Annotated in this window: 19 protein-coding genes, 1 tRNA gene and 2 pseudogenes; 10 read left to right on the forward strand and 12 right to left on the reverse strand. The window is 64.0% G+C overall.

Features of this window, described 5'->3' with window-relative positions; all coding sequences use genetic code 11:
* Window positions 1–343 precede the first annotated feature (343 nt).
* The 4 genes from V1294_RS27340 to V1294_RS27355 all read right to left on the reverse strand — a co-directional run bounded on the left by V1294_RS27340 (window position 344) and on the right by V1294_RS27355 (window position 8,758).
* Window positions 344–2,110 (reverse strand): ShlB/FhaC/HecB family hemolysin secretion/activation protein, encoded by a 1,767-nt coding sequence (locus V1294_RS27340; protein ID WP_334501491.1) that lies wholly within the window; start codon window positions 2,108–2,110, stop codon window positions 344–346.
* A 302-nt stretch (window positions 2,111–2,412) separates the two neighbouring features.
* A complete protein-coding gene (locus V1294_RS27345; protein WP_334501493.1) occupies window positions 2,413–7,434 on the reverse strand; it encodes an MBG domain-containing protein in 5,022 nt (1,673 codons plus the stop codon).
* Window positions 7,435–7,635: 201 nt separating this feature from the next.
* Window positions 7,636–7,986 (reverse strand): hypothetical protein, encoded by a 351-nt coding sequence (locus V1294_RS27350; RefSeq protein ID WP_334501496.1) that lies wholly within the window; start codon window positions 7,984–7,986, stop codon window positions 7,636–7,638.
* 136 nt (window positions 7,987–8,122) lie between these two features.
* Complete coding sequence (locus tag V1294_RS27355) at window positions 8,123–8,758, reverse strand: hypothetical protein (RefSeq protein ID WP_334501498.1); 636 nt, start codon at window positions 8,756–8,758, stop codon at window positions 8,123–8,125.
* Window positions 8,759–8,916: 158 nt separating this feature from the next.
* Here V1294_RS27355 and V1294_RS27360 point away from each other — a divergent pair, with 158 nt between their 5' ends.
* The 3 genes from V1294_RS27360 to V1294_RS27370 are packed head-to-tail and all read left to right on the forward strand — an operon-like array spanning window position 8,917 to window position 9,850.
* Complete coding sequence (locus V1294_RS27360; protein WP_334501501.1) at window positions 8,917–9,471, forward strand: hypothetical protein; 555 nt, start codon at window positions 8,917–8,919, stop codon at window positions 9,469–9,471.
* Window positions 9,459–9,686, forward strand: a complete 228-nt coding sequence (locus V1294_RS27365; protein ID WP_108516731.1) for a hypothetical protein — start codon at window positions 9,459–9,461, stop codon at window positions 9,684–9,686. The genes V1294_RS27360 and V1294_RS27365 overlap by 13 nt, the downstream gene beginning before the upstream one ends.
* Window positions 9,683–9,850 carry a ribosome modulation factor gene (locus V1294_RS27370; RefSeq protein WP_334501503.1) on the forward strand — a complete coding sequence of 56 codons (168 nt, stop codon included), beginning with the start codon at window positions 9,683–9,685 and terminating at the stop codon, window positions 9,848–9,850. The genes V1294_RS27365 and V1294_RS27370 overlap by 4 nt, the downstream gene beginning before the upstream one ends.
* A 22-nt stretch (window positions 9,851–9,872) precedes the next feature.
* Here V1294_RS27370 and V1294_RS27375 read toward each other — a convergent pair whose 3' ends face one another.
* Together V1294_RS27375 and V1294_RS27380 are read right to left on the reverse strand one after the other, a co-directional pair.
* Window positions 9,873–10,403, reverse strand: a complete 531-nt coding sequence (locus V1294_RS27375; protein WP_108516728.1) for a gamma carbonic anhydrase family protein — start codon at window positions 10,401–10,403, stop codon at window positions 9,873–9,875.
* A 175-nt stretch (window positions 10,404–10,578) separates the two neighbouring features.
* Window positions 10,579–10,908, reverse strand: coding sequence for a DUF6949 family protein (locus V1294_RS27380; RefSeq protein WP_334479287.1), 330 nt, complete (start codon window positions 10,906–10,908; stop codon window positions 10,579–10,581).
* 220 nt (window positions 10,909–11,128) lie between these two features.
* On the opposite strand from V1294_RS27380, the pseudogene V1294_RS27385 reads away from it, so the two are divergent.
* Window positions 11,129–11,843: pseudogene (locus V1294_RS27385) on the forward strand (hypothetical protein).
* A 154-nt stretch (window positions 11,844–11,997) separates the two neighbouring features.
* Here V1294_RS27385 and V1294_RS27390 read toward each other — a convergent pair.
* Both V1294_RS27390 and cysE read right to left on the reverse strand, forming a co-directional pair.
* On the reverse strand, window positions 11,998–12,216 hold the full coding sequence (locus V1294_RS27390; protein WP_025590201.1) for a DUF3126 family protein: 219 nt from the start codon (window positions 12,214–12,216) through the stop codon (window positions 11,998–12,000).
* Window positions 12,217–12,323: 107 nt separating this feature from the next.
* Window positions 12,324–13,151 (reverse strand): serine O-acetyltransferase, encoded by an 828-nt coding sequence (gene cysE / locus V1294_RS27395; protein ID WP_334501505.1) that lies wholly within the window; start codon window positions 13,149–13,151, stop codon window positions 12,324–12,326.
* Between the two features lie 206 nt (window positions 13,152–13,357).
* On the opposite strand from cysE, the pseudogene V1294_RS27400 reads away from it, so the two are divergent.
* Window positions 13,358–14,714, forward strand: a pseudogene (locus V1294_RS27400) (hypothetical protein); the annotation flags it as partial.
* A 12-nt stretch (window positions 14,715–14,726) separates the two neighbouring features.
* Here V1294_RS27400 and V1294_RS27405 read toward each other — a convergent pair.
* Window positions 14,727–15,479: an alpha/beta fold hydrolase gene (locus V1294_RS27405; RefSeq protein ID WP_334501507.1), complete on the reverse strand. Its 753-nt coding sequence runs from the start codon at window positions 15,477–15,479 to the stop codon at window positions 14,727–14,729.
* Between the two features lie 68 nt (window positions 15,480–15,547).
* Window positions 15,548–16,705 carry a hypothetical protein gene (locus tag V1294_RS27410; RefSeq protein WP_334501509.1) on the reverse strand — a complete coding sequence of 386 codons (1,158 nt, stop codon included), beginning with the start codon at window positions 16,703–16,705 and terminating at the stop codon, window positions 15,548–15,550.
* A gap of 265 nt (window positions 16,706–16,970) precedes the next feature.
* Here V1294_RS27410 and V1294_RS27415 point away from each other — a divergent pair, with 265 nt between their 5' ends.
* Both V1294_RS27415 and V1294_RS27420 read left to right on the forward strand, forming a co-directional pair.
* Window positions 16,971–17,216 (forward strand): zinc-finger domain-containing protein, encoded by a 246-nt coding sequence (locus tag V1294_RS27415; RefSeq protein WP_025590194.1) that lies wholly within the window; start codon window positions 16,971–16,973, stop codon window positions 17,214–17,216.
* Window positions 17,217–17,223: 7 nt separating this feature from the next.
* Window positions 17,224–18,426, forward strand: coding sequence for an FAD-dependent monooxygenase (locus V1294_RS27420; protein ID WP_334501511.1), 1,203 nt, complete (start codon window positions 17,224–17,226; stop codon window positions 18,424–18,426).
* Between the two features lie 56 nt (window positions 18,427–18,482).
* Here V1294_RS27420 and V1294_RS27425 read toward each other — a convergent pair whose 3' ends face one another.
* On the reverse strand, window positions 18,483–18,923 hold the full coding sequence (locus tag V1294_RS27425) for a twin-arginine translocation pathway signal (RefSeq protein ID WP_334501513.1): 441 nt from the start codon (window positions 18,921–18,923) through the stop codon (window positions 18,483–18,485).
* Between the two features lie 186 nt (window positions 18,924–19,109).
* Between V1294_RS27425 and V1294_RS27430 the strand changes: the two genes are divergently transcribed.
* Together V1294_RS27430 and V1294_RS27435 are read left to right on the forward strand one after the other, a co-directional pair.
* Window positions 19,110–19,196 (forward strand) — tRNA-Leu (locus V1294_RS27430).
* A gap of 204 nt (window positions 19,197–19,400) precedes the next feature.
* Window positions 19,401–19,982, forward strand: coding sequence for a TMEM175 family protein (locus V1294_RS27435; protein WP_334501515.1), 582 nt, complete (start codon window positions 19,401–19,403; stop codon window positions 19,980–19,982).
* A gap of 11 nt (window positions 19,983–19,993) precedes the next feature.
* Here the strand turns inward: V1294_RS27435 and V1294_RS27440 are convergent, their stop codons facing one another.
* Complete coding sequence (locus tag V1294_RS27440; protein WP_334501517.1) at window positions 19,994–20,746, reverse strand: lysophospholipid acyltransferase family protein; 753 nt, start codon at window positions 20,744–20,746, stop codon at window positions 19,994–19,996.
* A 126-nt stretch (window positions 20,747–20,872) separates the two neighbouring features.
* Here V1294_RS27440 and V1294_RS27445 point away from each other — a divergent pair, with 126 nt between their 5' ends.
* Window positions 20,873–21,730, forward strand: a complete 858-nt coding sequence (locus V1294_RS27445; protein WP_334501518.1) for an alpha/beta fold hydrolase — start codon at window positions 20,873–20,875, stop codon at window positions 21,728–21,730.
* Window positions 21,731–21,852 lie beyond the last annotated feature (122 nt).

Below are 21,852 nucleotides of genomic sequence, written 5' to 3' on the forward strand. Positions count from 1 at the left end.
TTCACCGGATGGCGTGAGCCGATTTCAATATCCGGGGCTGGCAAGGTCGTTGACGGTATACTGCGTCGACGGCCTTGTTTTTTTGTGCCCGATTTTTGGGCCGTTGCGCCGTGCGCCTCCCACTAACCGGCTGGTTGAGCTAGGCCAGCGCAGCGCCTCTTCGGCGGCATGCAGAGCCTGGACACAAAATCGCGAAAACAACCCCATGCAAAGTAGAAGGGGCCGGCTCGCCGCACTCGTGCTGCTTGCGTCCGGGCAGGAGAAAGAAAAATGGTCCGTTGTCACGGCCCAACCGAATCTCATCCCGCTTTAGCCCGAAATCTGTGAGCTGAAACAGGGGCGCTCAATAGCTTGCTGACGCCTGCAGCGACACGCGCCAGGAGCCGACCGGGGTGTGCAACCCGTCGGTCATTGCCCTCGCCGCCAGCAGTTTGGAATTGAAGTTCGACCCGGCCGCAAAGTCTAGTCCGCCCCCGACCGACGACAGCGTGGAGCCGCGCCGGAAATACAGGTCCCGCCCCCACCCGACGTCGGCCAACAGGAACGGCGCCAGCGTGCCCGGCATCCAGGCGGGCATGCTGGGCATCGCGACGTAGAGCGAGTTGCGCAAGATCAGGGCCTGGTCGACCGCACCGTCTTCGGTCACATAACCGCGCACGGCGTGGATCCCGCCGAGCCCGATGCGTTCGGTGTCCGGAAGCGGCTTGGAGGATGCCAGCGCGGATACTTCCGATTTCAGCGACAGGCCCTTCGGCAGCGGCGTCACGCGGCCAAACTCGACGGTGACGAGATTGGTCTGCACGTCGGTGACACGTCCGTTGGTGAAGGCGCTCCAGGCACCCGAATTGTTGCCGGACAGGATGCCGCCGGGGTTGGACTTGAAACGGACGTCGAGGGTGTTGGCGCCCAGATTGTCCGACCAGCGCCCGTTCCACCCGACCACCAACTGGGCAACATCGGCGCTACCCTCCGCGACAGGCGTACCATCGAAGATGGTCGTGCGTAGCTGGTGCTTGAGTTCGACGCCGCCAAGGAGATCGCCGGCCGCAGGCGGCAGCAGACCGGACAGCGCGGTCCGAACGATTGCCGATGCCTGGCTGGTTTGCGTCTTGATCCGGAACAGATCGTTGGGCCGCTCATTGGTCAGCACATGATCGCCCACGACTTCAAGACTCGTGCGTAATCCGAGCGGCGTGAGCAGCCGCCCCGCCTGACTGACATATTTGGCGTCGTCGGGCCGGCTGAACAGTCCGTCGTCCATCCAGAAATTGCTGCTGCCGGTGAGTTGATAGGACGCGAAGATATCGGAGGACGGCGCCCCGCTGGCGCCGACATAATAGCGATTGCGGTCGGTCAGGAGCGTGCCGCTGTTGGCATAGCCGGCGTACACCTGCCACGGCTTGCGGTCCGTCACCTGGATGTTGACGTCGGTCAGGCCGAGATCCTTGCCGGGGCCGAACACCGCTTCGACCTGCCGAAACGGATTGCGGTTGGCCCAATCGAGATCGGTCTCGAGTTTGCGGGCATCGATTTCCTGTCCGGGGACCAGGCGGATGCGGCTTTGCGGATAGCTCTCGGCTGCGGCTCCCGTCACCTTGACGCCGGCGACCTTGAAGACGATCACGCGTAACTGGAGCACGCCGGACGATACTTCCTGCGGCGGCAGCGTGACCGATACGAATGGTCGCCCGGCCTCGCGGTAAGCCGCGGCCACCGCCGCCTGCACTTCGGCAATCAGCTTGCGGCTGAGCGGCCGATCGACGAATGGCGTGAGTTGCTCGCGAAGCGCGGCGCCGTCGATTCCGCTGACCTGACTTACATCGACACCCTTCACACCGCTGACCGGCGTCGCGCCGGCGTTTGCTCCAATCAGAACGATGGCTTGAACATTTACGCCAAGCGGCGTTGCGTCATCGCTCTTGAGCAGATCGTTGGTATCGATCTTGATCGCCGACGCGCGACGCGGCGGCTCCGGCGGCAGATTGCGCTCCACCACTTGCGCCTGCGCAATGCCATCAGGCGCGATCGCAACCGTGCAGGTCATGATCAGCGCGCAACAGGTGCCGATTCCGCTTCCATGATGCGCGGATGTTCGCACCCGTTGCGTCATGCGCGATCCGAAATGTCCTGAAAGCGACGCCATCATGACAACCGGAGCCTGCCTGGGCTTCGGGATATCGACGCGTGAGTCTGCATGTGCTGCACGTTTCCGACGTTCTGTCGCACACGGCGAACAATGAATAAATCAACCAATATGGTTTATGGATTAAGAACGGTTTAAGGTTGAGTTCCACCTGTGACAAAATTACAGCGCGAATGGTTGAAGCCTATCCGCTTACGCCAACTTATGCGTGTATCGACAGATTCGAATGTGTGTGGCCGCTTGCGCTGGCCTCACGCACGCACTCAACATCAATTGTCGACAAAGGCTGGCAGCCGATTGCGATCGATCATCGTGTCGACGAATCTGGCGCGTTCGCCAATCCGCCGATTGTGCGGATGAGGAAGCTCAAGGCATTGCCTGGATTTGCAGATGATTGCGGGAGCCGATTGCTCGAGGCTCACGGGCTCGCGCATCTGCTCGGGCGGCTGCGGCGCGGGCAAAGCCATCCGCGACTTCACGTAAGCTCCGAGTTCTGCGGTCGGTACGCGAGGGGCCGCCACAGGCGTAACCGTGAGGTACGCTCCAACGAAGGCGAAGGCGTAGTTCGATGAGGCCGCCAGCGTTCCCTGCGTGATGCCGTAGACGCCGGCAGCGCTGGAAGTCGTCGCCGATGTCGCGAGCGCTCCTGATAGCATGTCGCCATTGACGAGGCCCGAGCCACCGACCTGATAGGTCAGCGCAGGATTGGCTTCGCCATAGGCGCGGCTCTTCACATCGGCAGTCACCGTGATCGCGCGCGGCGTGATCGTCAGGCTGGCACCGGTAAAAGACGATATCGTATAGTTCGGCGAGCCGAGCGTGCCCTGCGTGATGCCGTAGATGCCGACATTGCTGGTTGTCGTCGCTGACGTCGCCAGCGCGCCCGACAGCGTGTCACCATTGAAGAGGCCTGAGCCGCCGACCTGATAGGCGAACGCCGGATTGGTGTCGCCATAGACACGGCTCTGGGCGTCGGCCGTCACGGTGATCGAACGCGGCGTGACGGCCAATGTGCCGGGTGCATCGATGAAGCGATAGGCTTGGCCGGAGGCACTAACGGCACCGGCGGCCGTGGCGGTGATCGCGTAGCTGCCGACATTCGATACCGTCGTTGCCGCCGTAGATACCGAGACGCCAGTGATGATCCCGGCCGTATCGCCGGCATGCAGGCCGTAGATCGAATAGGTGAACGCGGGGTTGGCATCGCCATAGACACGCGATGCATTGTCCGGCGCGACCCGCAGCACGTAATTGACGCCGTAGAGCTGCGGATAGTAGCCGGCGCTCGGCGCGGACCAGACATTGGCGAAATCCCAACCCGCATAGGTCGACGCATAGTTTGCGGGATCCTGCATCTGGCTGGTGGTGAGGCCCGAAATGCCGGTGCTGGCGCCGCTGCCGACGGCATTCGCCCTGCCGGACGTATCGGTGTCCCAGTAGGACGACGTAACGGCCCCCGTGCCGGTGGCCGATCCGATCAGGCCGCCGGCCATTGCGGTGCCGGAAGGCGAGATGGCGCTGACCGCACCCGTCGCATAGGTCTGTGTGACCGTGCCCGTGCTGCTGTGGCTGCCGATCAGTCCGCCCGCCATTGCTGTCCCGGCCGCGGCGGTGGCGGTGGCCGCACCGACCGCGTAGGACTGCATCACGGCGGCTCCGCCGACGTTCCTGCCGATCAATCCACCCGCTGTTGACGTGCCGGAAACCGAGACCACGCTGACCGCGGCGCCGGTTGCGTAGGACTGCGTGACTGTGCCCGTGCTGGAGTTGATGCCGATCAACCCGCCGGCCGCTACCGTTGTAGCCGCGAGAGCGGACGTGGCGTTGACGGCCCCTGTCGCATAGGACTGAGTGACGGCTCCGGAGTTGCTGCCGATCAGTCCCCCGGCTGTCGATGCGGTGGCGGCTGCCGTGGCTGTGACCGCTCCAGTCGCGTAGGACTTGCTGACCGAAGCTCCCACGGTGTTGATGCCGACCAGTCCGCCCGCGAAAGCTGTGGCGGTCACTGCTCCGGTTGCATAGGACTCAACAATGGTTGCCGGCGGCGTACCGCTGTTGAAGCCGACCAGGCCGCCGACTCCCTGGCTGCCACCACTGACTGCCCCAGTGGCATAGCTCCTGAGGATGCTGCCATTGTTGTTACCGGCGAGGCCGCCGGCGCGCGTGCCCGCGGTACCCGCCGTCACGTTGCCGATCGCGTAGCTATCCTGGATGGTGCCGCCCACGTTGTTCCATCCGATGAGGCCGCCCATGGACGAACTGGTGGTGGTTGTGCCGGCGACCGCGACGGCCGCCCAGCTACTGGCGACGCTACCTGAGGATTCGCCTGCCAGCCCTCCGCCATAACCACCGGCCGTGACCGTGCCGGTCGCGGAGGCATTGCTGATGGTCCCCCTCGACATGCCGGCCAGGATGCCGACGCGCGCCGCCCCAGCGACAGTTGCGGCTTGCAAGCTGACATTGCTCAGCGCAGCTCCGGCTCCGGCGTATCCGAAAAGTCCGACATGGTTAGTGTATGGCAGGTCGATCGCAAGATTTGAGATCACACGGCCTTGGCCGTCGAAGCTTCCCGCGAAGTGGTTGGAATAATCGCCGATCGGCGAGAAGCCGCTCGCCGACCACATGCCGGGATACTTGCCTCCCACGGCAAGGCCGCTCGAAAAATCGATGTTGGATGTGAGCGTGTAGCTCGCACCAAGGTCCATCGCCATCAACTGAAGCTGATGCGTGTTGGCGATGTTGGTGGAATACTCCCACTGGCCAAATGGCCGGGTCCGGCCGTCGATCATGAACCAGCCGGTAGGCGCATTGTTCGGCGTAAAATCGAAATTGCCGTAGGCACTCTGCTTGAACGCATAGTTCGCCGCGGCTGATAGCGCCGGGTCGCTGGTCACCGCCGTCACGCTACCCGAACCGACGCCGATGCCGGACGTCTGCCCGCTCGTGTAGCTGTCCCAGTAGGACGCCGTGACGGAGCCGCCGTTGTATCCGACCAGCCCGCCGACATAGCTCGGGCCGCTCACGGCGCCCGTAGTATAGATCTGCGATATCGAGCCGGCGGAGAAGTTACCGCCGCCGAGACTGGCGATATTGTTCAGCCCGATGGCGCCGCCAACGTAGAGCGGTCCGCTCACGGTGCTGCTCGAATAGCCATTCGACACGGTCTGAAAGTTGTAGCCGACGAGACCGCCGGCGCCGGCTTCGGTGGCGGTGACCGATCCGCTCGAGTAGGCATTCGTGACCGCCCCGTAGTTCGAGCCGACGACCGCGCCGACGGCAGTCCTGCCGGTTACGGTCGCACCGATGACGCCGACGTTGCTCACCGTGCCGGCAGTGCCGAGATAGCTGATCAGCCCGACGTTTTGGGTCGGCCGGTTGATGAAGAGGCCGGAGATCGTGTGGCCCAGTCCGTTCAAGTTTCCGTTGAAGCTGGTCCCGGCCCCGATCGGCTCGAAGCCGGCGCCGCTGTTCCAGCCGGACGTGATTGCAGCATCGATGTCGCGGCCGAGCGCATAGGTGCCGGCAAGGTTGTTCTTCATGTTCTGCAGGTCGTAGACATTGTTGACCAGCATGTTCGTCTTGAGCGTCGCACCGCCGGTGACGTTGCCGGTGAAGTTCGTCTGCGTTGGCGCCGTGTATTTGGTGGCATTGACGGTCGAACTGCTGCCGGTCGGGTTGTAGTAGATCGAGACCGTTCCCGCCGTGGATACCTGCCCGCCGCCGAACGTCACGGTGCCTGTCCCCGTGCCGGCATTGTCCGCGGCCAGCACGACACCGCCGCCGCCGGTGCTTGTGATGCTGCTGTTGATCGCGATGTTGCGATAGGCGCTGAGCGTCAGCGTTGCATCGCTCGACCAGTTGATGCCGCTTGCCACCGTGATGTCGCCGTTGCCGCCGCTGCCGGACGCGCTCGTCAGCTGGGTGACATTGCTGCCCGCGTCGAGCGCGGTCGCGATGGTGCCGGCGAGCGTCGGGTCGATCCTCAGATCCACGGGATCGAGCAGCCAGGCGCCGCCCCTGCCGGCATTGACGCTGCCACCGGTGAAGTTGAACACATGCCCTGACGTCTCGATGAAGCCGCCGCGCAGACCCCCGGTGCTGATGGCGCCGGCAAACGACGTCGTGCCATCCGACCACACCACCACATTGCCGCCGGCGCCCGACGTGCCGTCGGCCGTGATCGTCGCACCCGCCTCAACCGTCGTGCTCTGCGCATTGGCGATGGTCTGCGGCAGAAACTTGAGCGCGGCGTCCGATCCACCGGCCCGGTCGCCGCCAATCAGCACGGTGCCGCCCGATGTCCCGCTGGCATCGAGCGCAGCGCCCGACGTCAGGGTGATGTCCGTGCCCGTCACCACGACGGTGCCGCCGGCGCCGCCGTCGCCCTTCGCCTTGATCGTGCCGCCGACCACGACCTTGTTGCCGCTGACGACGACGTCGCCGCCGCTGAACGAGCCCCGCGCCGCGTTAGCTTGCACGCGCCGCGCCACGACTTTCTGCGTCACATTGACCGAACCGCCCTCGGCCGTGAGAAAAATTCGTCCGCCCTTGCTGGCGACGCCTGTTGCCGTGATGGCCCGCCCGGTGTTGCCGGCGAGCGCATAAATGTTGCCGCCATTGGCGCGCAATTCTACTTCGGCGGCGCGGATCGCGCCGCTGTTACGGATCTCGCCGTCCCGCGCCGGACGCCGCACCAGCACCTTGCCGTTGCCGAGCGAGCCGTCGCTCAACATCACCTCGCTGCCGGACGCCATCGCGGCGGTGCCGTTGCGCGCGCTCAGCGAGCCGTCGTTACGAACCTGTCGCGCGATCAGGACGACGTCGCCCTTCGACGCGCCGATCTTGCCGAGATTCACCACCGAGGCGTTGCTGTTGCCGCTGAAGGTCAGCGATCCTCCGGCGCGGAACTCCGCATCCTTCACATCGAGCGTCGAGGCCACGAAGCTGCCGCCGGTATTGATCACGCCGCTCGGCCCGACGACCACCCCCGACGGGTTGACGAGGTAGACCGAGCCGGTCGCCGACAGGACGCCGTTGATCGACGACGGCACATTGCCGGTCACGCGGTTGAGCGTCGCGCCGCTGCCGTTATCGAACTGAACCTGGTGGCCCTGCCCGATCGAAAAGCTCGACCAGTTGACGATGCCGGTGCGGCTCGACTGGGTGACCGTGAGACTGCTCGGCGAAGTCGAACCGATCGCAACGTTCCCGCTCGCCACCGTTCCGCCGGTCGGCAGCGATTGCGCCATCGCCGGCTGCGCGCAACACAAGCCCCACAACAGCGCGATCAAGCTGACGGAAGCTCGAAACTCTCGTGTGCACGATTTGAGGGCCGACGAGAGATCTGACGTGGATGAGACGATCAATCAAGCCACCATCCGCGACAGGTCGCGGCACTACAAGTTTCCCGCCTCCACAAATTCTTTGCCAGACATGCGAAGGTTCCATGTACGCGCGGCAAAGTTCCATGCGACCATCTAAGGATGCATCAACTAATAGTCGCAATTTTTCGGAAAATTGCGAATGATGGCTGGTGACGGCAGACGCCAAAGCATCGCGCGCAGTACACGATAGCGCACGACGCTGTCGAGATCGCCTATCCGACGCGATCGCTCTTGCGGTATGGCTTGGGTATCCGATGCGGCCTGGACGTCCTCTGCTCGATTTCCCAGAACATCCAGACGAAGGCCGCACCCAGACAAATCACGATAATCAGAAATAGCAACGTCAATGCCGGGGCTGTGAGCATGTTCAACATCCCTGATCAGATGCAAACGGCGCATCAGCAAACGGAATAAAAACCACGGCCCCGGTGATGAAAACACCGAGGTCGCGCTATTCATGCCGCTGTGATCTCGCCCTCGAAGTGCTCGACGCTTTCGGCGTCGGATCCTCGCAGATCCCGGGTTAAGTCTAGAACGAGTTCTCGGAGTTGACTTGGCCTATTTTGCTCCTCGTCGTGCGACCGGACGTCCCAGGTCAGCCGCATACCTGAACGGGCCGAATGCGCCAGCCATATGGAGTAAGCACACTCCGGCGAACGATGTAGCAGCCGCTATCGCCGTAATAATAGGAATCGTCATAGCCGTAATCATAGTCATAGTCGTTGTAATAGCCGTAGGGTCCGTAGAGCCCGTAGCCCAGGCCAAGGCCAAGGCCGACCGCTACCACCGGAAATCTGCGATGCCGGAATCCGGGATGGAAGCCGCCGCGGAAGCGGTTGACGGCGAAGGTGCCGCCGCGAAATCCGGCTGCTGGCAAAGCGGCCGAACGGAAACCGCCGCCGATCGCGGCAGCACGGAAGCCAGGTCCTCCGATCGCGGCAGTGCGGAAGCCAGGTCCGCCCACTCCAATCCCGCCACCGCGGAAGCCCGCACCACCTATTCCGATCCCGCTACTGCGGAAGCCGCCGCCACCGATTCCGACCGCGCCGCCGCGGAAACCGCCGCCACCCATTCCCATCCCGCCGCCGCGGAAGCCGCCGCCACCCATTCCCATCCCGCCGCCGCGGAAACCGCCACCGCCACCGCCACCAAAACGGGCCGAAGCTGTATCCGGGGCCAGCATGGCGACTGAGGCGGTCACGAAAAAGGCGACCATCATTTTGCGTAACATGACACATCCTCCGTGATCTTGAGTTCGAAGGCTCGACGCTCTCGGCGTCAGATCCTCACAGATCCCGCACCAACCTTAGGACGGGTTCTCCGAGACGGCTGGGCAATTTTGCTCACATCTGCGCGACCTGCGCTCCGGGAGATCAGCAGCCGCGACAAATGCTCTTCACCTTGCGATCGATCATCTTGTTCTCTTCGGAGATTGCGGTGTCGACGTCCTTTTCCGATCTTCCCGACCCCGTGGTTACGCCGCTGCCAGTGTTGACGCCGCCGCCAGACGACTGCGCCGTGCCGGCGGTGTTGGTCCCAGGCGCAGGTGGAGACGCGCGCCTGGACGCGTTCGCCGCGCCGCTTGGATCTTCGCCGGCATTGTTAAGTCCTCCGGGAGCGGCGGGCCCGGGAGGAACGCCGCTGATGCCTTGCGAACCGGCACCGGCAGAGCCTGCGCTCGGCGAGCCGGCGGCGCTACCGCTGCTGCTGCCGGCAGACGACCCGCCCGCGGATCCGCCTGCGCTCTGGGCAAACGAAGCGACCGGGGATATCAGGATTGTGATTGCCGCAACTGCGGCGGCTGCAGATACCAGCTTCATGGGAAATCTCCTTTTCGGAGCAACGACGGCGGCCCGGCCGTTGTTCCTGCCGGAACGATTCCGCCGCCCGATCATTCATTCACATCCGCTCGATGCCCGGAGTGGTCACGCTTGCGCAAATTGATCGCCTTCGACGACGACACGCTCGACAAGCTCACCCAGCTTGCACGCGATCGAATGGGGACGTTTCAGGAACTGGCCGACGAAGCCTTTGCCGACCTGCTCAAGAAGCACGGCATTCCCATTGATCTGAAGGATGCGCTGCGAAAGAGTGCGAGGCTTTCCAAGGACGCGACGCCGAAGACGACAAGATCGAAAACCGGAAAGGCGCCATCATGAATTCCGACCCGGACCCTTTCGAGCAGGGCCAGCGCGCCGCACGCCAGAACATGCCGGCGGAAGCCAATCCGTATCAGGATGGCAGCGACGAGCATGCGCTCTGGGCCGCCGGCCATGAAAAAGTCGCCGGCGCCCGCGCGGCAAAGGAAGGCGAAGGCACCTGAGCCGGAAAGCAGGCCGGCGTCGTCAGCCGATTTTCTTCAATCCGTTTTTGAAGCGCGGACCGTTGAGCGCGTAGAATTTCGCAGCACTTCCCATCGCCGTCACCTGCTCCGGCGTCAACGTGCGGACCACGCGCGCGGGCGAGCCGATGATCAGGGAATATTCGGGATATTCCTTGCCTTCGGTGATGACCGATCCCGCGCCGACAATGCTGCCGCGACGGATGCGAGCGCCGTTCATCACGATCGAGCCCATCCCGACCAGCGCGTCGTCCTCGAGCGTGCAGCCGTGCAGGATGACATTGTGGCCGACGGTGCAGTTCTTGCCGATCGTCAGCGGAAAGCCGCGGTCGGTGTGGCAGGTGGAATTGTCCTGCACGTTGGAGCCTTCGCCGATCTCGATCCACTCATTGTCGCCGCGCAGCACCGCGCCGAACCACACGCTGGCCGAATTCAGAAGGCGCACCTTGCCGATCACGACGGCGGTATCTGCGATGAAATAGTTTCCGTCTCCAGGGAGTTCAGGTCCCTGTCCGTCGAGTTCGTAGATCGCCATAGCAAAAAGGTCTCCGTCAGAGCGTTTTCGAGCGAAGTGGCTCCCGGTTCGCGGGAAGAAAACGCGTCAAAACAAAAGGCTAGAGCTCCGTCCTGATTCAATCAGAACGGAAATGGCTCTAGCGGAGACCTTGGCACAGCCGCCGGCGCGGGATCAAGCGAGCAGGCCTGAAGCCTCAGGCCAGCACGCCGGTGGCACGCAGCGTCATCAGGAAAAACGTGCCGGACATCAAGCTCCAGAAGCCTGAAAGCACGGTCGCCATCATCACGAATTCGAAGCGGCGGCGCTCGATCTTCGCGCCGCGCAACGTGTTGCGCATGATGATGAAGGGTGCGGCGAAAACCAGAAACGGCACGGCCGCAAACGTCTTCGGCGCCACGCCTTCGCCAAGCAGCCCGAACCCCGCCGGCCGCGCCGCCATCGCCTGATAACCGCTGGTGAGCGCGCCTGCGAGCGCGAAGCCGATGAAAAGGGAGAACAGGGAATTCAACGCATCGGGCGACATGGTGGCAACTTCCCCTACTCGAAAACCGCGCCCTGCTTTCGCAAAATTGGACGGCGGCCGCCACAGCATCCTTAAGGAAAGGTTAACAACGGACCGCAGGGACCTCGTTTGCGCATGGCTGTCGGGGGCCGGACTCCCGCGAAATCATGAGGAAATCACTCGCCCCGTGGCATATTCGCGGGATGATTCGCCTGGCTCTTCCTCGACCGATGCTTCGTTCATGACCTTGCTTTCGACGGCCCAGCACATTGCCCGCGACACCCGCAGGGACCCGCGCTCGCACATGATCCTGATCATGGTCGCGGTAACCATTGCTGCGAGCGCCGTTGCGCTGGTCGCCTATTTGCTGTGGCCGACCTGGGTGGCGCGCCCTGCCAGCGCCCCCGGTCGGTTGCCGGTCAGCGTCGGCGCCACGCTCTTCAACGTGCCGACAGCGGCGATCCGCCGGAAGATCCAGCGCCACTCCGGGCCGCAGGAGCGGGTCGATCTCAATTTCGTCTTCCCGTCGCTGGAACCGCCGGATGCGCCGAAGCACGTCAGCGCCGATACGATCGAAAGAAAAGGTACAGCCGATCGACAGGATCTTCCTGTCGATATCGGCCCACCACGATACGCTGGCGCCGGACGCGCGGGTCCGCACGATCTATCCGCGCTATCTCGAGCAGGCTTCCACGCTGGTGGAAGATGGATTGACGATGCGCACTTTTCGCGACGGCTCGCCTTACGCCAATGAGGACCTGTTCTCCGCCGCTACGCCGAGCCTCAATGCGCGCTGCTCGCGCGACGGCCAGACGCCCGGCATGTGCCTGAGCGAGCGCCGCGTCGACGGCGCCGATCTGACGTTCCGCTTTCCGCGCAGCTGGCTGCCGCAATGGCGCGACGTTGCAAATGCGATGGAGCGGCTGACGGCGCAGATGCAGGGACCGAAGGGCTAGGCCACCCCGTAGAGTGGCCAAAGGCGCGAAAGCGCCGTGCCCACCATCGCAATTCACGATTACGAAAGTAAGCTGGTGGGCACGCTTCCGCCTTCGCTCTTCGAGCTACGGCGGCAAGTCACTTTGCCCGCCCTACGACATCGCGGCACGCGCCTCACCCGACGTCGGCCAGATCTTCCTCGAGGATCGCCATCTGAAACTGGAACGAGCGATCATCGTCCTCGTCATCGACGAACAGCACGCCGATGAACTCCTCGCCGATATAGACTTCGGCAGAGTCGTCCTTTTTCGGCCGCGGCACGACGCGGATCTTGGGATTGCCGAATACGCGCTTGAGATAGGCGTCGAGCTTCCTGACTTCCTGAACGTCCACGGCGGTCTCCAATCGGATTCTTTGAATTTCCGGGAGGTTTTTAGGACGAGACGGCGCAGACTACCAGCCGTAACTTCACAAATACGGCTGCGAGAAAGTGTGGAAAATCAAAGCCCGATCGCGCCGAGCATCTGATCCATGGTGCGCGAAGGCTCTGCACAGCCGGCCTCGCCGACGATCTTGGCGGGGACACCGGCCACCGTGACGTTGTGTGGCACCGGCTTGACCACCACCGAGCCCGCGGCGATGCGCGCGCAATGACCGATCTCGATATTTCCGAGAATCTTCGCGCCCGCCCCGATCAGCACGCCGCGCCTGATCTTCGGATGACGGTCCTCGTTCTCCTTGCCGGTACCGCCGAGCGTGACGCCGTGCAGGATCGAAACGTCGTCGTCGATCACGGCGGTCTCGCCGCAGACGAAGCCGGTCGCGTGATCGAGGAAAATACCGCGGCCGATTCTGGCGGCGGGGTTGATGTCGGTCTGAAACACCGCCGACGAGCGGCTCTGCAGATAGTAGGCGAAATCCTTGCGGCCCTTTTGATAGAGCCAGTGCGCCAGCCTGTGTGTCTGCAGCGCGTGAAAACCCTTGAAGTAGAGCAACGGATCGATGAAGCGCGAGGTTGCGGGATCGCGGTCGTAGACTGCGACCAGGTCGGCGCGGAACGCGTTGCCGAGATCGGGTTCGTCGCGCAGCGCCTCGTCATAGGTCTGGCGGATCAAGTCGCCCGACAGCGCCGAATGATCGAGCCGCTCGGCGAGGCGATGGATCACCGAATCTTCGAGGCGCTCGTGATGCAGCACGGTCGAATAGATGAAGGACGCCAGTTCGGGCTCGCGGCGGACGATGTCCTCCGCCTCGCCCCGGACGCGATCCCAGATCGGATCGAGCGCGGCGAGCTTCGATGCTTGCGGATTGACCTGATGCACTGCCATGATTGCTCTCGCAAATTCACTGGTTTGGTTGCTATTATAGCACGGCGGGCGGACTTCTGTCCCCGGCAGGCTTCGGCAAAGTAAACCCCCGCCGGATGCCCCCTGGGGTCAGTTCAAGGTGGTCAGCGATTTCCGGAAATCAAGCCGGCCGGCGTCCGACTATTGGTGAATTTCGGCGGACCCGTCATTCGGCAGATGCTGCCCTGATGGGGGAAAGCCACACCAGCACGCAGATATTGCGGGCACGGACCGCTGCGGATTCGCGGTCGGCCTGGATCGCGGCCATCGCCATCCCGTTGATGTTGCTGGCCCCCCGCCCTGTGGAATGGCTATCCCCTGCTCCAGTGGGATACCGGCGGCTACCTGGCGCGGTGGTATGAAGGCTATCTGGTGCCCAGCCGCTCCACCACGTTCGGCCTCTATCTCCATTTCGGCGAGGATTCGAGCTTCTGGATCAACCTCGGGTTCAACGCACTGGCGACGTTGTGGATCCTGCAGTTGACGCTGCGCGTGCTCGGCCAGTCCCAGCCGTTGCGGCTCCTGGCCATGAGCGTCGTGCTGGTCCTGACCACCTCGCTGCCGTGGCTCGCCAGCACGCTGCTGACCGACATTTTCGCCGGCCTGTCCGTGCTGGCACTCTTCATCCTGGTCGCGCATGGCGAGCGGACATCGATCCCGGAAAAATGCCTGCTGTTCGGTCTCACCGCTTTCGCCGCCGCGACGCACAGTGCAACGCTCGCGGTGCTGCTGGGCCTGTGCTGCATGGGGTGGATCGCGCGTCCCTTTCTGCGCGGGCGGATTTCCGTTGCCGGACTGACACAAGGTAGCCTCACCATCGTCGCCGGCGCTGCGCTGCTGCTGTCGACCAATTTCGCATTGTCCGGAAAACTGGCATGGACGCCCGGCGGTTATGGCGTCGCCTTCGGGCGGATGCTGCAGGACGGCATCGTCGCGCAGTATTTGGGCGATCAGTGTCCAAAGCAGAGCTTCAAGCTCTGCCCCTATCGCAATCAGCTTCCCGCCACCGCCGACCAGTTCCTGTGGGGCAACAGCATGTTCAACACGCTCGGCCGCTTTCAGGGATTGAGCGACGAGATGGGCTTTATCGTGCTGCATTCGCTGGCCGAATATCCGACCTGGCAAGCCAAGGCGGCGCTGACGGGGACTGCGCAGCAACTGGTTCAGGTCGCCACCGGTGAAGGCATCGGTGTCTGGCTCGGCCATACCTACGGCATCGTCGAGCGCTTTCTTCCCGCGCAGGTGAAGCCGATGCGCGCGGCGCAGCAGCAGCGCTGGCATTTCGATTTCACCGCAATCAACCGGATTCACGTTCCCGTCGCGCTGGCCTCGATGCTGCTGGCCGCGATCCTGTTCGGCCACGGCGTGCTGCGCCGGCCGCTCGACGATCTCACTTTGCTCGCCGGTACGGTTTCGTTCGCCGTGCTCGGCAACGCGTTCATCTGTGCGGTGATATCAGGCCCGCACGATCGTTACGGCGCGCGCATGGCGTGGCTTGCGACTACGGTGTTGCTGATCGCGGCGATCCGGCATTTCACCGGTGACGCGCGCGAGCGCTCATTGCCGCCGCGACAGGAAGTCGGTGACGCCGACCTTGTAGACCTTGTCGCCGACGGCGCGCATGTGATCGCGGTTCGGAATGTCGAGCACCTCGGCGCCCGGAATGATTTTCCCGAGCGCCGCGGCTGAGCCCGCGATCTCGTCTTTGGTGCCGACCGCGATCAGGACCGGCACGCCGATCCCGGCGGCCTCCTCCGATGTCATCAGCCGCCGCGAACCGCGCAGGCAGGCGGCAAGCGCGCGGCGGTCGGAGCGGGTCTGGTCGGCGAAAGCGCGAAACGTCCGACCGACCGGGTCGGTGACGTCCTCCAGCGACGGCGCCTCCAGCGCGATGGCCACGTTCTCGCCGGGGCCGCCGCCCTCGATCAGCCCGATCCCGATGCCGCCGAGGATCGCCGAGCGCAGCCGCCGCGGCTGCTCGCGCGCCAGGATCGCCGTCATTCGCGATCCCAGCGAATAGCCCATGATGTCGGCGCGCTCGATTCCCAGATGATCCAGCAGCGCGATGACGTCGCTTGCCATGATCGCAATCTCGTAATCAGCGGAATCGTACAGCTTTTCGGAATCGCCGTGGCCGCGATTGTCGAGCGCGATCACGCGGCGGCCGTCTTTCCTCAGATCGGAAACCCAGGTCGGATAGACCCAGTTGACGTTCTTGCTGGAGGCGAAGCCGTGCACGAGAACGATCGGATCGCCCTCGCCTTCGTCGAGATAGGCAATTTCGACAGCGCCGTTGTGAAAACTCGGCATCATCAGTTCCATGTTTTGGGGATCGGAATGGGCGAACTTGCAATGACTGCAAGTCTAGCCTTCGAAGTCTAGCCTTGCGCGACAGCGCCCGCCAGAGCAGGGCCGGACGGCAAGCCTGCCGCCGCCTGCCGTCTCAATCGCCGCGCCTTCTTGCGACGCAGCCACGCTTCGGTGGCCCGCTCGGTGGTCGCCTTGATCGACGACAGAAAACCGAACAGCGCCAACAGCGCACCGAACAGCCACATCGTCAGATTGAAGGCGCCGGTCGCCAGCAGCAGCGCGCCGCGGCCGAGCACTTTCAGAATCGCGCGAGTCTGGCCGCCCTTGGATTCGGCAAGCCGTGCGGCGCGCGCGACATCCTTCGGCCCTTGCGCGATGCGCAACGTATCAAGCGCCCCGCGCGTGCCGGCCTTTTCTCCGACGCGTCCGACGTCTTTCGCCAGCCGCACCAGCGCGCCGGCCTTCTCGGCACGGAACGCCGCCTTGATCGCGGTAATGGTCTCGCCCGGCCGCAGCACCGAGCCCTTCGCGACCGCCTGCTGCAGGACGGGCGCATCGACGACCTCGCGCACCGAACGCCCGGCCCATTGCGTCAGCCCCTCGCCCAGCCGTCCGACCTTGCGGGCTCCCTTGACCATGCTGAGGCCGGCGCGCACTGGGCCGACGCCGCCGACAGACACATAGGTCGCGGCGGTCACCGCGAGCCCTACCGTCGCCAGGCCCAGCACCAGCCGGTCCACGTCCTCGCCCGTCGCCAGATGCTTGCCCTCGCGCACGACGTCCCTGATATCGCCGTACACGAAGAGATCGCCGGCGACCGTGCCCGACAGGCTCGCGACGTCGTCGGTCCTACCGGTCACCAGACCGGTGGCAAAGCGCTTGGCAAAATGCGAAGCCGAACCCGCGTCGGTAACGGCATCGCTGACGCGCTTCGACAGTTTGTCGCTGACGAGAATGCCCTTGTCGCGGGCGAGTTCGACGAAGCTGTTGGCGAGATCGGAATCACCCTCCGCGAGCGCCGCCTCGATATGGTCGGCGACCAACGACTGATTGCTCCGCATGGCCGAATTGATGTGGATATCGGACAGCACCGCAGGGTCGTCCTGCGCCGCCAGAATGGCTGTGGCCTCTCGGGCGTGCGGCCACAGCACCGCGCACACCGCCACGCTGAGCGCCATGCACCCTAACGCCCCTGCCAGCGTCGAACCGACCCGCAACCGCCTCATCCCAAAAAGCCCAATGTTTTCGTCTTTCTCAAGATGGTATGCCGTTTTTAAGACACAACTGCCCCGACGAAAGAAGGGCTTTTCTCCCACGACAAGATTGTGTCGAATTTGCATGAGCAGATGTGCGGCGGGACCTCCCGAATCGGCTCCAAGAATCGGCTCTAGGAATCATCGGCACCCGCCATTATGGATGGTGCGCGGCATTTCGAAATTGCCGCGTCGCGTTGATTGCGTGCGCCCGTCGTTGCTATCCAAGGTGAACCTGATGTCCGACCATGTCGTTCCGCATTTCCATAACGACGCCGGAGTCTCGGTGATCGAGATCGGCTCGCAGGAATTCATGTGCGTGGGCGCCAACCCGCCGTTCGACCATCCGCACGTGTTCCTCGACCTCGGCAACGATAACGAGATCATCTGTCCCTATTGCTCGACGCTGTACCGCTTTGCCGCCGACCTCGCCGCGGGTGAGGCCCGCCCGCCGGAATGCGTCCTGAAGGACAAGGTCGCCTGACCTTTCGGTGGCTGCCGCGCGCACCATCATCGTTGCTGGTGCCGGGATCGGGGGACTGACGGCAGCGCTTTCGCTCGCCACGAAAGGCTTTCGCGTCATCATTCTGGAGAAGGCCGAACGGCTGGAGGAAGCCGGCGCCGGTCTGCAGCTTTCGCCCAACGCCAGCCGAATCCTGGTCGACCTCGGCCTGCGGTCGCGGCTTGCGCCGCGTGCCGTGACGCCCGAGGCCATCAACATCCTGAGTGCACGGGCGGGTGGCGAGATCGCCCGCCTGCCGCTCGGCGAAGCCGCCAGCCTTCGCGCCGGCGCGCCCTATTGGGTGATGCACCGCGCCGATCTGCAAGGCGCCCTTCAGGCGGAGGTCAACGACCATCCGGACATCGATCTGCGGCTCGGCTGCCAGTTCGAGGACGTGACCTCGCACGCCAAGGGGCTGACCGTGGTCCAGCGCCGCGGCAATGCACGCCAACAGGAGCTGGCGGTGGCGCTGATCGGCGCCGATGGCATTTGGTCGGCGGTACGGAACCATTTGTTCCCGGCGGTGCAACCGCAGTTTTCTGGCCTAATCGCCTGGCGCGGAACCCTCGATGCGACGACGCTGCCGCGCGAATATACCGCGCCGCGGGTGCAGCTCTGGATGGGGCCGGACGCGCATCTGGTCGCCTACCCGATCTCGGCGGCGCGGCAGATCAATGTGGTGGCGATCGTGCCGGGAACCTGGAACAGGCCGGGCTGGAGCGCACCCGGCGATGCCAACGAACTCAAGAGCGCGTTCGCCTCGCAGCGCTGGCCCGCGACCGCGCGGATGCTGATCGGCGCCGTCGACGGGTGGCGGCGATGGGCGCTGTTCACCCTGCCCGACATCGGCGAATGGACGGACGGTGCGATCGCACTGCTTGGCGACGCCGCGCATGCAATGCTGCCGTTTGCCGCGCAGGGCGCGGGAATGGCGATCGAGGACGCCGCCGTGCTCGCCAAAGCCTTAAGCGAAAGCCCGGGCGGCAATATCGCGGGCATCCCGGCAACCCTGAAGCATTATGCCCGGCTGCGGCGCGGCCGCGTGCTGCGCGTGCAGCGCGCCGCGCGGCAACAGGGGCGCATCTATCATCTCACCGGACCACTGGCGCTGGCGCGCGACGTCGCCATCAAGGCGATGGGCCCGCAGCGCATGCTGGCGCGGCAGGACTGGATCTATGACTGGCGAGTGTGAATCCGCGGGCTCTACGGCCCCCGGATTACGCTTCGCTCCATCCGCGCTACGATACCTTAATTCGCGCTACGGCTAGCCTTCGAACGGCTGCCCTTGGCAGCGGGAGCCGCGATCGATGGCGGGACCGGCGCGGGCCGGGCTTCCGGTTTCGATTCATGGCACCTGTTCTTCTGCCAGGCTTCCTCGGCCAGCTTCGACTGGCCGCGCAGCGCAATGTAATCATTGCGATAGGCCATCTCCGCCACCACGGAGCCGGCGACGCCGGTTTCGGCCTTCGTCATCAGCCCCTGCACCTCCGCGGTGCGGGCGGCAAGGCTCTTGCGCTCGGGCTCGAGCTGCTTGCAATCGTAGAGATCGTACTTGGCGGGGTCGGCGAAGGCCGGGGAAATAGTGTCGCTCATCCCGGCGCAGCCGGACAGGCCGGCCCCGAGCGCAACCAGCGCCAGCGCGGCAAGGCTGTGCGAGAATAACCGGCGATGGGACAGCGAGTTGGACATCGGACCTTCGTTAAGTGGATTATGTTGAGATTGCCTAAAGCTCGCCGCAGGTAAACACCCCAAGTGTCCGCATTGAGGCTTTGCTTTGGCGGCGCGCTCACTTAAAGGTGGGGGGCGTTTTGGCCAGAGACTATCCCAATTCCACTTCTCCGGAAAACGCGCTAAGTACCTGATCTTCTGAGCTAAGCGGACGTGGCGGAACTGGTAGACGCAAGGGACTTAAAATCCCTCGATGGCAACGTCGTGTGGGTTCGAGTCCCACCGCCCGCACCAGCCTTCGCTCGCGAGGCGAGTGAAGGCTGCCGCGCCGAAGCCGACAGGCGAAGGCGGGCTTTGCCTCCGCGAGCTACGGCTTGGCAAGCCACGCCCTGACGGGCTACGCGTGGCGCAGCCACGCGACGACCGTAAGGGCGGAGCGTGTCCGGCATAGCCCGAGTGAAGCGAAGGCGACGACGGACTGGTGACGTACGGGGGCATATGCCGCAAATCGGTCTTTTCGAAATGCGCCGGCTGGAAATGCTGAGCAACACCATCTTTGGCGTTGCCATGACGCTGCTCGCCTATGATTTGCCGAAGGCCTCCAGCTTCAAGCAGGCGCCTGACTGGCACGACCTGATGCGTGTTTATGCGCAACCGATCATCGCACTGATGATCAGCTTTATCGTCGCCGGCATGTTCTGGTTCAGCCATCACCGCCGGCTCACGGTTGCGCCGGAAGGCGGCCGAGGCGTTGTGTTTCTCAATCTGTTTTTTCTGCTCGCGATCATCATCCTGCCGGTGACCAACGGACTCTACGGCGCCTACCGGCTCGATGGTGTGCTGGCTGTCCTCTATGGGTTTCACCTGACCATCATCGCCGTGCTGAACGCGGTGCTATGGGTTCTTGCGCTCAGGGGCCGCAGCGATCCGCATTTAATGGCGACAGCGCTGTTTCCGGTGTTCGTGTTCGTCCTCGGGACGGCCATGGCGTTGGTAGCCCCGCGAATTGCGCAGTTCGTCTGGTGCCTGGCTTTCCTGGCACCGCTGGCGGGCTGGATCGCCGGACGTCGAGCTGGCTAAGCGATGTGGTCTCATCGCGTCGGGGGCCGACGCGAAACCTTCGCCTCGGTCACCGTCAGCAACCGGCCCGCCTCCTCGGCAATCATCCGCTCCATCTTTTCCTGAAATTCCTTGCGCGGCAGGCCGGGCGCGATCGGCGGCAGAAACGACAGTGTGATGATGCCTGAGTGCATCGTTAGCTTCTTCTTGTCCCAGAACAGGCCGGAATTGCACGCCGCCGGCACGACTGACACGTCGAGGTTCGTGTACAGGGCGGAAATGCCGGCCGACTGGAACTTCATAGGCTCGTCGATCGCCTGACGCGTGCCTTGCGGAAACAACAGCACCTTGCGCCCCTCGCCGACCGCGCGCCTTGCTTCATCGACCATCTGGCGCAGCGCCTGGCGGCCTGCCGAGCGATCGACCAGGATCATCGGATAGCGCTCCAGAAACCAACCAACGAGCGGGAGCTTCCTCAACTCCTTCTTGGCGACGATGCTGGCGTCCGGAAAGATCACGCAGAGCGCGGCTGTTTCCCATAGCGATTGATGATTGCAGGCGATGATGCAGGGTCCATCGGGAACGCGCTCCCGCCCCTCGACGCGATAATCCAGCCCCACCACGTACTTCATCAGGAACAGGATGCCGTTCGCCCACACCTGGGAGACCGCGCGCACTGTCGCGCTGCTCGCATTGAACAGCGCCATGAACGGCACCGATAGCGAAACGACGACCGTCAGGATCACTACGGCGGCATCGAATAGAATCGACCTCAGATAATGCAAACGTCCGTCCCTCGGGCCTCTATGCGGCTTCCAATACAGCACTTTTCCCGGGTTGCACAATTCCGGCCACCCCACTGAAATATGTCTCACCACGGATCGGCCCGATTGCCCGTCCAGGATCGCCTCATGCCGGCATCAGAACAAATCGCCATCGCGCCGCATCTCGTCTTCGATGCCGTCACCGCCGGCACATCAGGGGCGCCGCTGGTGCTGCTGCTGCACGGCTTTGCGGAATCGATGCATTGCTGGCGCGCCCAGGTCACGGCGCTCGGCGACATGGGCTATCGCGCCATTGCGCCGAGCCAGCGCGGCTATTCACCGGGCGCCCGGCCGGATCCGCACGAGTTTTCGCACTATTTGATCGACCGCCTGATGGACGACGCGATGGCGATCGTGGCGGCCGCGGGCTATGGCGAGGCCCGCTTCCATCTCGTGGGCCACGACTGGGGCGGCAGCATCGCCTGGGGCATTGCCGACCGCCACCACGCGCGGCTGGCCTCGCTCACCATTCTCTCGCGGCCGCATCCGAACGCATTCAATCGCGCGCTGATGGCTGACAGCGAGCAGGCCCAGCGCTCAAAGCACCACAAGGCGTTTCTGGAACCGGATGCCGCCGATGTCGTGCTGGCCGACGACGCCAAATGGCTGCGCGATCGTCTGACCGCCAATGGCGTCCCTGCCGACGCGATCGAGATGCATCTCGCGGTGCTCGGCAACAAGGATGCGATGGAAGCGGCGCTCGCGTGGTATCGCGCTCGCGGCGCGATCCGCGGGCCTCTCGGCCCGATCCGCGTTCCGACGCTTTATATCTGGGGCGACGCCGACGACACCGTCGGCCGCAACGCCGCCGAAGGCACGGTCGATTTCATCGCCGCCCCCTATCGTTTCGAGGTGCTTCCGGGCGTCGGGCATTTTGCGGCGGATCAGGCGCCGGAACGTGTATGCGAATTAATGCTGGAACATCTCGCCGCGCATCCGGCGTAAGCGGAACGCAACACCCGCAAAAATGTTGTCATGCACAAAAAAGGAGTATGACGACATGGCCAGCGAACAACCCTCGGACAAGCCTGCCGCAACCGGGCGCAAATCGCCCCCGGATCGGCGGC

The organism is Bradyrhizobium sp. AZCC 1678 (genome assembly GCF_036924765.1).
Taxonomy (GTDB): Bacteria; Pseudomonadota; Alphaproteobacteria; order Rhizobiales; family Xanthobacteraceae; genus Bradyrhizobium; species Bradyrhizobium algeriense.